The sequence below is a fragment of the Agromyces sp. NPDC055520 genome (genome assembly GCF_053619715.1).
Map to the genome: position 1 here is coordinate 1 of NZ_JBSHJY010000092.1, position 1,295 is coordinate 1,295.

A 1,295-nucleotide genomic window follows, 5' to 3' on the forward strand; every position below is an offset into this window, starting at 1 on the left:
GGGTCTGCTGCACGAGTAGGTGACATCTGAGTTGGCTTGCTCTTCGGGGCGGGCTGGAAGGATGTTGCTGTGCCTAAGCCTTACCCGAGCGAGTTCCGTGACGATGTCGTGCATGTCGCGAGGAATCGCGAGTCCGGTGTGACGATCGAGCAGATCGCGAACGACTTCGGCGTTCACCCGATGACGTTGCAGAAGTGGTTGCAGCGTGCTGCGGTCGATGACGGAACCAAGCCCGGCCAGTCGCGAACGGAGGGCGCTGAACTCCGTGAAGCTCGAAAGCGGATCCGGCTGCTCGAGCAGGAGAACGAGGTGCTGCGTCGGGCGGCGGCGTATCTGTCGCAGGCGAACCTGCCGGGAAAAGGTTCTACCCGCTCGTGACTGAGCTCGCCGCTGCGGGGATCCCCGTGACGGTGACGTGCCGGGTCCTCAAGCTCGCTCGTCAGCCCTACTACCGGTGGCTGGCCGACCCGATCACCCTCAGCGAGGTGACCGAGGCGTATCGCGCGAACGCGTTGTTTGACGCGCACCGTGATGACCCCGAGTTCGGGCACCGACTCCTCGCCGATGAAGCACGCGACGCCGGCGAGCCGATGGCGGACCGCACCGCGTGGCGGATCGCGTCGGCCAACGGTTGGTGGTCCGCTTTCGGCAAGAAGCGGGGCCGGGGCGGCAAGAAGCCCGGCCCGGCGGTGCACGACGATCTCTGCACCGTGACCGACGAGCGCGGGCGGGTGCGACACGAGTTCATTGCGGACGGCCCGAACGAGTTGTGGCTGACCGACATCACCGAGCACAAGACTGCCGAGGGCAAGCTCTACCTCTGCGCCATCAAAGACGTGTTCGCGAACCGGATCGTCGGCTACTCGATCGACTCCCGAATGAAATCGAGTCTGGCCGTGAACGCGCTCAACAACGCAGCCCGGATGCGCGGCGACGTCGCCGGCTGCGTGGTCCACAGCGACCGAGGATCGCAATTTCGAAGCCGGAAGTTCCTCCGTGCTCTGGCCCGCCACCGCATGGTCGGTTCGATGGGCAGAGTCGCGTCGTGCGGCGACAACGCCGCGATGGAATCCTTCTTCAGCCTGCTGCAGAAGAACGTCCTCAACCGCCGCTCCTGGACTACCCGCGAGCAGCTGCGCATCGCGATCGTGACCTGGATCGAGCGGACCTACCACCGGCGACGTCGACAAGCAGCGCTCGGCCGTTTGACCCCGGTCGAATTCGAGGTCATCATGAACACGCCAGCCGCACTGGCTGCGTGACTACAACCTGTCACCTATCCGTGCAGCAGACCC

General features: G+C 65.1%; 1 protein-coding gene. It reads left to right on the forward strand.

The features are described from left to right. The first annotated feature begins 69 nt into the window (after window positions 1-69). Window positions 70-1,262, forward strand: a protein-coding gene (locus ACWGST_RS17015; protein ID WP_452047852.1) for an IS3 family transposase whose coding sequence is annotated in 2 segments (ribosomal slippage) — window positions 70-354 and window positions 357-1,262 — 1,191 coding nt in all. Because the reading frame shifts where the segments join, the coding sequence is not laid out codon by codon here. Window positions 1,263-1,295 lie beyond the last annotated feature (33 nt).